Annotated in this window: 9 protein-coding genes and 1 pseudogene; 7 read left to right on the top strand and 3 right to left on the bottom strand. The window is 35.2% G+C overall.

Annotation, left to right across the window (positions count from 1 at the left end; all coding sequences use genetic code 11):
- Nucleotides 1-114 precede the first annotated feature (114 nt).
- The 4 genes from J1G40_RS18100 to J1G40_RS18085 all read left to right on the top strand — a co-directional run bounded on the left by J1G40_RS18100 (nt 115) and on the right by J1G40_RS18085 (nt 4,653).
- Entirely contained in the window at nt 115-1,074 is a 960-nt protein-coding gene (locus J1G40_RS18100) for an amidohydrolase family protein (RefSeq protein WP_265244075.1), read from the top strand.
- Nucleotides 1,075-1,235: 161 nt separating this feature from the next.
- Nucleotides 1,236-1,922 carry a hypothetical protein gene (locus J1G40_RS18095; RefSeq protein ID WP_265244074.1) on the top strand — a complete coding sequence of 229 codons (687 nt, stop codon included), beginning with the start codon at nt 1,236-1,238 and terminating at the stop codon, nt 1,920-1,922.
- Between the two features lie 118 nt (nt 1,923-2,040).
- Nucleotides 2,041-3,354 carry a serine hydrolase domain-containing protein gene (locus J1G40_RS18090; RefSeq protein WP_265244073.1) on the top strand — a complete coding sequence of 438 codons (1,314 nt, stop codon included), beginning with the start codon at nt 2,041-2,043 and terminating at the stop codon, nt 3,352-3,354.
- A gap of 156 nt (nt 3,355-3,510) precedes the next feature.
- Nucleotides 3,511-4,653 (top strand): serine hydrolase domain-containing protein, encoded by a 1,143-nt coding sequence (locus J1G40_RS18085; RefSeq protein ID WP_265244072.1) that lies wholly within the window; start codon nt 3,511-3,513, stop codon nt 4,651-4,653.
- A gap of 62 nt (nt 4,654-4,715) precedes the next feature.
- On the opposite strand, the pseudogene J1G40_RS18080 reads toward J1G40_RS18085, so the two are convergent.
- The 3 genes and pseudogenes from J1G40_RS18080 to J1G40_RS18070 form a co-directional block, all read right to left on the bottom strand.
- Nucleotides 4,716-5,684: pseudogene (locus tag J1G40_RS18080) on the bottom strand (aldo/keto reductase).
- A gap of 50 nt (nt 5,685-5,734) precedes the next feature.
- The gene (locus J1G40_RS18075; RefSeq protein ID WP_265244071.1) at nt 5,735-6,298 is read right to left on the bottom strand and encodes a nuclear transport factor 2 family protein; all 564 of its coding nucleotides are present in this window, start codon (nt 6,296-6,298) and stop codon (nt 5,735-5,737) included.
- A 1-nt stretch (nt 6,299) separates the two neighbouring features.
- Nucleotides 6,300-6,986, bottom strand: coding sequence for an NADPH-dependent F420 reductase (locus J1G40_RS18070; RefSeq protein ID WP_265244070.1), 687 nt, complete (start codon nt 6,984-6,986; stop codon nt 6,300-6,302).
- Nucleotides 6,987-7,097: 111 nt separating this feature from the next.
- On the opposite strand from J1G40_RS18070, the gene J1G40_RS18065 reads away from it, so the two are divergent.
- The 3 genes from J1G40_RS18065 to J1G40_RS18055 all read left to right on the top strand — a co-directional run bounded on the left by J1G40_RS18065 (nt 7,098) and on the right by J1G40_RS18055 (nt 8,684).
- Nucleotides 7,098-7,469, top strand: coding sequence for a winged helix-turn-helix transcriptional regulator (locus J1G40_RS18065; protein WP_265244069.1), 372 nt, complete (start codon nt 7,098-7,100; stop codon nt 7,467-7,469).
- A gap of 67 nt (nt 7,470-7,536) precedes the next feature.
- Entirely contained in the window at nt 7,537-7,920 is a 384-nt protein-coding gene (locus tag J1G40_RS18060) for a hypothetical protein (protein ID WP_265244068.1), read from the top strand.
- Nucleotides 7,917-8,684, top strand: a complete 768-nt coding sequence (locus tag J1G40_RS18055; protein ID WP_265244067.1) for a lysozyme inhibitor LprI family protein — start codon at nt 7,917-7,919, stop codon at nt 8,682-8,684. Before J1G40_RS18060 ends, J1G40_RS18055 begins: the two co-directional genes overlap by 4 nt.
- Nucleotides 8,685-8,906 lie beyond the last annotated feature (222 nt).

Below are 8,906 nucleotides of genomic sequence, written 5' to 3'. Positions count from 1 at the left end.
AGCGAATTCAATTTCTTACATTTCTGTAAAAATAAAACGTGCGCTGAAAGAAACGAAGCCCAAAATCGGCTACGTTTTATATACGAGGACGTTGTACGCAATTTATCAAAACCCATGAAAAAAGAAATACTATTATTGGCCTCTTTTTTTGTTTTAAGTTCTTCACAACTTATTTCTCAAAACAACATTGATGAATTCTTAAAAAATCAACCAATAATTGACGTACACGTTCATATTACAAAAGGGTATTCTGACAATGAGGAATATAACAAAGTGAATGTAGATATAGACATCGCAAAAATTGAGTGGATGCGTCAGAGGCTAGACCAGAACAATATTGTATTGGCTTTAGGGGGAGGGCCAATGAAATATGCAAAGCTATGGCAACAAATGGATAAAAGATACTGGGCTGGGCCCAGAATACCTTGTAACCCACTTCGAGAGCAAGACGAACCTTGTGAAAGTGAATTGCCAAACCTTAAAGAACTTGATAGTCTGTATAAGAATGGAAGATTGAAATATCTTGGCGAAACTTCATTTAATAGTATGGGAATTCATCCAGCGGATGAAAGATTTAATCCATATTGGGAGTTGGCTGAAAAATACCAAATACCTATCGGATTTCATGCAGACAGAGGGCCATTTAAAAGAAATATGGAAGAAACACCCAATTGGAACGAGGCTTATGCTAATCCAATACTGCTGCTCCCTATTCTTGAGAAGTATCCAAAATTGAAAATTTACTTAATGCATTATCCTGGAAGTTATTTTAATGAATGTATCGAGGTTATGAAAAAGTATGACCAAATTTATTGTGAAATGACTGCTGTTACTATGTTTGCACCCAAAGAACGATGGGAACCTAGAATCAAAAAGTTATTTGAAGAAGGTTTGGGAGAAAGACTAATGTTTGGTTCAGATTATGTTGGAACAATAAGAAAAAACATTGAAATCGTATACAACTTAGATTGGCTGACAGAAGATCAAAAAAGAGATATTTACTATAACAATGCGGCAAAGTTTTTAGAGCTTTCTGAAGCAGAAATACAAACGCATCATAAAATGGTCGAGTAAAACTGCGTACAACAACGTATATAGCACATTGCCAAAATTTGGCTAACTTTAATTTCTCCCCAACGAATAAAACTCAGTCTCGACTGAATAATATGAACAAATAATATGGCACCGTGCCATATACAATACCGTTGTGCTTCATTATGACAAACCGCTAACCAATGAAAAAATTATTTCTATTTGTTTTGATTTTAAATCTACTTGTATCATGCGGTACAGAAGTGAATCCTTACTTCGGTTATAAGTCTATTGGATATAACAAAAAGCTTTCAAAAGCAACCTGGCGATCATATAATACAGAGCAAAAATCGGGAGAATGGATTAAGAAAGATTTAGTTTGGGTATACATTGTTAGTTTTAACAAATCCGGAAATATTATTGAGGCCAGTTCTTATGACGAAAACAGCAAATTGAAATCTGTGGAAAAATTGGTATATCTTAAAGATGAACGAGTTAAGTCGAGTTTTTACAATGCAGATGGTGAACTTACAGGCGAAAGAATTTTTGAACTGGAGTCTAAGAATAAATATAATTATAAAGATTTAAATAAGGAAGATACTTTAAGTGGTTATGTTATTTTTTCTAATAACTATGAAAAAGAATCCAGATTAAGTCAGGAATACAAATTCGATAGTGAGCGAGCTATTTTAGAGTACGAGTCTTTAACTGAGGGAAAATCACGTTATCAGAAATTTTATGATGAAGATCAAAAATTAGTTTATGAAACGCGAAACGAATTTCTTGAATTTAATACGCATGGAGATTGGATAAAGGCAATGCGTTTTGATGAAGGTGTGGATGGTAGTGTAGAGCATTTAATTATTAGAGAATTTGAATACCTCGATTAATAAAGTAATAAAATAACGAAAGCACAACAATGTATATAAGCCATTAAAACGGCTCATATACTAGACCGTTGGCTACAATTTTAAAATGAAGCATTGTATCTATTTCATAATCTTTCTGATGTCAGTTTCTTGTCAAAGAAATGCAGATACCATCAATTTAGATCAACAGATTCAGCAGCTTCACGACAAAGGGTTATTCAATGGAGCAATTATTGTTACAAATGGTAATGAAATAATTCTTTCAAGAGGATTTGGTTATGCGAATTTTGAGGCTCAAGTTCCATTCAAGACCAACACGTCAATGGACACTGGTTCCATTACTAAAACTTTCACAGCATTAGCAATGATGATACTTGCTGATTCCAAAGAAATCGATTTAAATACCCCAGTAAGTAGTTTTATTCAGGAATTTCCTTACGGTTCAATTACAATTCGACATCTATTGGAACAAACTTCAGGAATCGTATCCGATGATTACGTTTTTGAAAGAGCGCAAAAGGGCATTCCAATTACAAACTCTACATTTTTGGATTTTCTTGTTGAGGATAAACCCTCATTAGAATATACACCAGGTAGTGAGTACATGTATAATGGATATAATTATCGTCTTCTTGCCATACTAATTGAGACCATAAGTGAAGATTCCTACGAAGATTTCATTAGGGTAAATATGGCTGAACCACTTGACTTGAACAATTGGTTTCTAAGGCCGGCAAGTTTAATGAATTTACCAAACGATCGGGCATTCGGTTATTCAAAAACGGCAGATACCCTACTTGCATTTGGCTCTGAAGATTTTGAGGGATTTTATGGTGACTGCAATTTGTTCTTTTCGGCAGAAGATTTATCAAAGTGGAGTAAATCATTCATTCTAAACTCCATTTATCCTGTTGACAAATTAAATCTGGCTTTAAAAACAAAAAGTAAATTAAGTGAATTCAACATCTTGCACTGGTACAAATTGACAAATCAGGAAAAGTATCACTTCACTGGAGATTGGAAAGGATTTTATGCAATGGTCTATTATGATAAAGATAAAAATAGGTCCATAGTATATCTAACCAACACTAACATGCCACACTGGCTTAGACCTGCTTTGGTAAGAAATATAAATCACTTTTTAGATAATGGGCAATTCCATAATTGGAACTACCCACAATCCTTAGAACTCTCTAACAGAGAAATCATTGGAGATTATCAATTAAGAAATGAACAAAATTTTCACATTTTTGAAAATGATAGTTCGCTCAAATTAAATACAAATAGTAAAACTGTTAGTCTTTTTAAACTAAGTTCAAACATTTACTATGCACCAGCAATTGACCAATGGGTATGGTTTGCAAGAGATGACAAAAGAAACTTGAAAATCTATAGCTCTTCAATTTATGAATTGAATGAAGGAGTTAAAAACAGTAGCCAACAACGGCTATAATTCATTGTGGTTTTGTGCCACACCAAAATAAAAGTATTAATCAAACGGCTGGATTTCGACGGAATAATCCTGCCTTGCCAGCTCGCCAACCCGCTCGCTGCTGCGCAGACGCCGTCACAACGAAATCATAGCCGAAACCGTTGTAAGTCATTATAAATGAACTATAGAATTGCATCATTTATTATACCACTGATTCTTTTTTTTGGATGTACTAAACACCAAAAAAAAGAAGAGTCTTTTCAAGCTATTATCGAATCAAGTTTTAAAGAACATCCTGATGCCATTGGGATAATGGTGCATGTTGAAGCACCTAAACAAGGCATTTCATGGAGTGGGGCGGTCGGATATTCAAATTGGGATAAAACAGATACTATTGAAGCAGACCAACCTGCACTTATTGCCAGTATCACGAAAAATTATGTTGCAGTATCTATTTTAAGACTTATTGAACAGGAAAAACTTGACCTCTTTCAAAGTATAGATAAGTTGCTATCCGAAAGAACCTCCACTCTTATGAAGCAATATGGATTTGAATTAGAACCAATAAAAGTTGCTCATCTTTTAGCCCACAAAAGTGGAATCCCAGGACATACGCGATCAAAGGAATTTCAAGAAAAAGTAAAAACAGAACCAATGTATCGTTGGACAAGAGACGAGCAAATTAATCTGGCGATAACTCAAGGACCAAGGAATCCTCCAGGTACTAGATTTTATTATACCGACACTAATTATCTCCTTTTAACCGAAATTCTAGAACAAGTCACAGGAAAAGAATATTATGATGCTATAAAAGACCTTGTGGGGTACAAAAAATTTGGCTTGAATAGCACCTGGTTTTATTCATTGGAGGCCATTCCAGACAACACGAAAACATTGATACACCAGTACGTACCGGAAAATAACGAGGATAGCTATGCTATTGACAATTCTTTTGATTTATTTGGAGGTGGAGGAATTGCGGCCACCACGAGAGATTTAGGAAAATATGCATACAATGTCTTTCAAGGAAATGTATTTGATAATCAGAAAACAGTAGAATTGATGTTAACAGACATCAAGACTTCAGAGGGAGACCCTCACGAAGATTATATCGGAGAAATTCCTTGTGAATACTATCTTGGAATTCAAGAATGTGGATTTGACGGGTTAAATTCCTACTGGCATGCCGGATATTGGGGAACCATATTTAGATATTTTCCAGATTTAGAAGCTTCTGTAGTTCTTTATGTGGTAAATGAATCTGAGTTTGCCTATATTGAACTCGACTTAATGAAACAAATCACAGAATTATTGAAATAACGACTTACAACAAGGTATATAAGCCATTAAAAACGGCTCATATACTAAACCGTTGGCAAACATTACTTAACTATCTGATCATAGGTTCCACCGTATATTACCTTTTTGACTTCCTCTTTGCTGAGAAAATCATGCGGAAAACCCAATTCAATAGCTGTAAGCTTATCTAACTCTTTCATAGCTGAACCTGGAATTTCCACTTTCAGCACTTCAAGATTTTTCTGCATTTGTTCATTTGTTCTGGCGCCAACCAAAGGGATGCTTACCAAGTCTTTTTGCATGGTCCATCTTATAGCTAGTGATGCAGGACTGACGCCAAGCCCTTTGGCTATTCGAACAATACCTTCTGTCTTCTTGGTGGGCTCCTCACTTCTTCTCTTATTTGATTCGGTGATTCTTCCATCATCTCATGATAAATATTTGCCCGTTAAAGCACCTCCAGCAAGAGGAGCCCAAGGAGTTAAAGCTAGACCCATAGACTGTGCCATTGGAATTAGGTCTCGTTCAGCATCTCGTTGAAGCAAGTTATACTCAGCTTGTAAAGCGACAAAACTAGACCACCCTCTGTGAGAAGCTAGTGTATTAGCTTTTGCAACAATCCATGCTGGTGTATCTGAAACACCTATATAGTGCACCTTACCAGCACTCACAAGATCATTTAATCCTCTCATCACCTCTTCTACAGGTGTAAGAAAGTCCCAGGCATGAACCCAAAGTAGATCAATGTAATCTGTATCTAATCTTTCAAGACTTGACTCTACGGATCGCATTAAGTTTTTTCTGTGATTGCCTGAGAAATTTGGGTCTCCTGCTTTATCAAATAGGGTATACTTTGTTGCGAGGACAAAATGGTCGCGCTCCTCCTTAATAAATTCACCAACAAATCGCTCACTAGTTCCTTCTGTATATCTGTTTGCAGTATCAATGAAATTACCGCCACTATTGGCATACGTTTCAAAGATTTTCTTGCTTTCTGACTTGTCGGCTCCCCAGCCCCAGTCTGTTCCAAATGTCATGGTACCAAGGGCCATCTCTGAAACCCTTAGACCGCTATTTCCGAGTAATTTGTATTTCATGGTATTTAAATTTTTGGTGGAGTAATGGTATAACCCAGTTGAGATTGAATATCACTCTGATTTATTATGATTTGGGCTTGATGAATCTTGTCCTTGAAAAGAATAAACTTGACGTGAACAGGAAACTCAACCCATAAATTCAAATCCGAATTGTGAAATCGAGCATCATAATAATGAAGCACTAAGGAGCTATCCCTAGAAAGTCCTTCTTGCGCGCTCACATCATACACCTTCGGCTTCCGCATCAACAAGGTATCATTTCTTTGATGAGTCGACTTCCAACTTTTAATTAAAGCCTGTTTGTCTAAAGTGTCTGAAATCTTAGGCCCTAGGAAAAGAAAATCCTCGCTTAGCAAATCTTCTAGGGTGCTGTAATCTTGGGCAAAAGCAGCCTCAAAATAACTTTCAACTATGGTTTTTCTTGAAGAATCCTTAGTGCTTTGGCCTGATGGATCGCTTGTTGAGCAGGCCATTAACGACAGGAGAAAGCCTACATAACACATACGTTTTGTTGTGATATAAAGATCAGTTGGGGCAATGCCCCAACTGATTGTATTGAAAGCCTTCATCTTAGTTGGTCTGAATATGAAAATTGAACTCCGCGGTTCCTAGTGCTCCCCAAAGTCGCAGCCAAATAGGTAAAAGCATTTCTGTACCTCGAGAATTGGTAATGTCACCCAAATCGATGATCAAATTTTCCCGCCAGCCTAAAGATTTTAAAACTTCCTTCACGCTATTTTTTGCATCCTCATCATTCCCACAAACAAACACATTATGGTCTCCTTGTACCATACTTGGATTCACCATAAGAAAGGTATTCATGGTATTGAGCGATTTCACCACTTTAAGGTTTGCAAACCTTGCTTGTATTTGTTCTCCCAACGAATCGGTATTGACTGGAGAAAGCGAAGGAGGCATGCCTTGACTAAAATCTAAAGGATTAGCTACATCAACCAAAACTTTACCATTCAGAATTTCATCTCCTATGGATTCAAGCACTGCTACAGAAGCTTGTCCGGAGGTGCAGTTAAAAAGCAAATCGGCTTGAGCTGCCGCTTCTTTAAAGGCTTTAAGTTTAATGTTTTGATGATCTGCATACCATACCTTAAAAGGCGGATTGCCATATGCATCTTGCTGTTCACTTGCGAGTGTACTTTCTACATTACGCGTTCCGATTGTTACTTCATGCCCAAGATTTCCTAATCCAGCGGCTACAGTTCTACCTACGATACCTGTTCCTAATATTGTTACTTTCATTATTTTAATATATTTTTGTTATTTACTTTCAAAAGTATAGTTAAATTAAATTTTGAACAAGAGATAGTCAAACTTGAAAGAGACTATCATTATTGATAGTAATCAATTAGTATGATAATAGACGGCAAGAAATACAAGTACAGAATGCACAATGAAGACTTCCATTGTGCATTAGATGTTACCATGCGTTTCATTGGAGGCAAGTGGAAAGCAGTAGTTATATGGTATCTCAGAAATGGGAAAAAACGGTTTGGTGAACTAAAATCGCATATACCCGACATCACTGATAAAATGCTTTCTCTACAGTTAAAGGCTTTGGAACAAGATGGAATCATTAGCCGAAAGGTGTATCCAGAAGTGCCACCAAGGGTTGAATATGAACTTACGGAAGAAGGGAGTTCCCTCATACCTATTGTTGAATCAATCGCAAAATGGGGACGAAAAAAAGCCGAGAATGAAGGTCGAATGGTATTAGATGAATAAAAACATTTGCCAACAAAACCTAAACTGCATTAAAACGCAGTTTAGCCAGAACGTTGGCTGTAATTAGATGAACACGGAAAAAATCATAGAAATTTTTAAATCTGAATTTGAATTCATAGAGAATAAATTCATAATCATTGAGGAAAAAATAAATAAATTAAACGATTCACAAAAAGAGTTTATTTATAATCCTGGAGTGTATATCTTAATTGACAACAACCTTGTCATAAAAGTTGGCAGACATTTTACAAATAGTAGAAAAAGAGCTTTAGAACATATCAAAGCTAATACTAAAAACGAATTGTTCGAAATGAAAAATTTAATTCATTCCAATAACTCAAAAGCTATATTGATTAATTTAAAAGACAAAAACGAATTTCATTGGATTGCTTCCGTTGAAATTTATCTTGAGCAAAAACTAAGCCCTTTAATAAAAACAAAAAGATTATGATGAGATTTAAGTTTGTGTCATTTTTGGCTATGGTGTTTCTGTTTAAACTATGTTATGCCCAAGAACATCAACTTGATTTAAAATTCAATGAACTTTATGAGGAATCGAGAATTAATGGATCCAACAGTGCTCTTTCATACGAATTGATAAGCGAAGCTCTAATTGACGATTGGGATTTAGAATTAAATAGAGTATACAAAGATTTAATGAAAAATTTACCTGAAGAAAAGAAATTACAGCTTAAGCTTTCTCAGAGAAAATGGATTGAGTTCAGAGATTTAGAATTCAAATTGCTTAATGACATTGATAAAGATGCTTGGTATCCGCAGCCTAAAAATAGGGAAATGAAATTTATTCGTAATCGTGTATTAGACCTAATTGATTTAAATGAAAGATACAAACCTAAACCTATTAATTTTACTGAAAAACTGATTGGTTTATGGAAAGGAAAAGACAACTGTAGTGAAGGTAAAAACAAAAATCAATGGTCAAATGAATACAATATTGAAATATTGGTGAAAGATGGAAACGTCTATTTGAAAGGTTTGTACTTTCAGCGAGATTCTAGTATTTTAATAAATATTGCAGATGATGAATTTAGTATTGGAAAACAAAATTTAGGAACAAGTGATGATTTTATAATTCAAGGTTATGGGAAAATTGATGGTGAAGAATTAATAATAAATTACCAAGTAGAAGTTCTTGTTGACTTGAATAACAAGGAATATATAACAAACTATTGTTTATCAAAATTTAAAAAATAACTACAGCCAACATTGGCTATAAGTAATTGCTTGTTCTAGCCTACTTCTGAAAATCCTCACGGATTTTCAATTTGGTGTGTACTTGCAAAGTTAAGTGCTAAACAACGCAACTACTCATAGCCGAGACCGTTGTAGGTCATAAACTAAATTATGTAATGGAATATTCTGATTTACTAAATACTCTTGCGCAAATATCTTTAGGTACTCTAGGTTTTACAGGAG

The organism is Muriicola sp. Z0-33 (assembly GCF_026126425.1).
Taxonomy (GTDB): Bacteria; Bacteroidota; Bacteroidia; order Flavobacteriales; family Flavobacteriaceae; genus JAFMPW01.
This window is presented reverse-complemented; position numbering and strand designations above follow the sequence as displayed.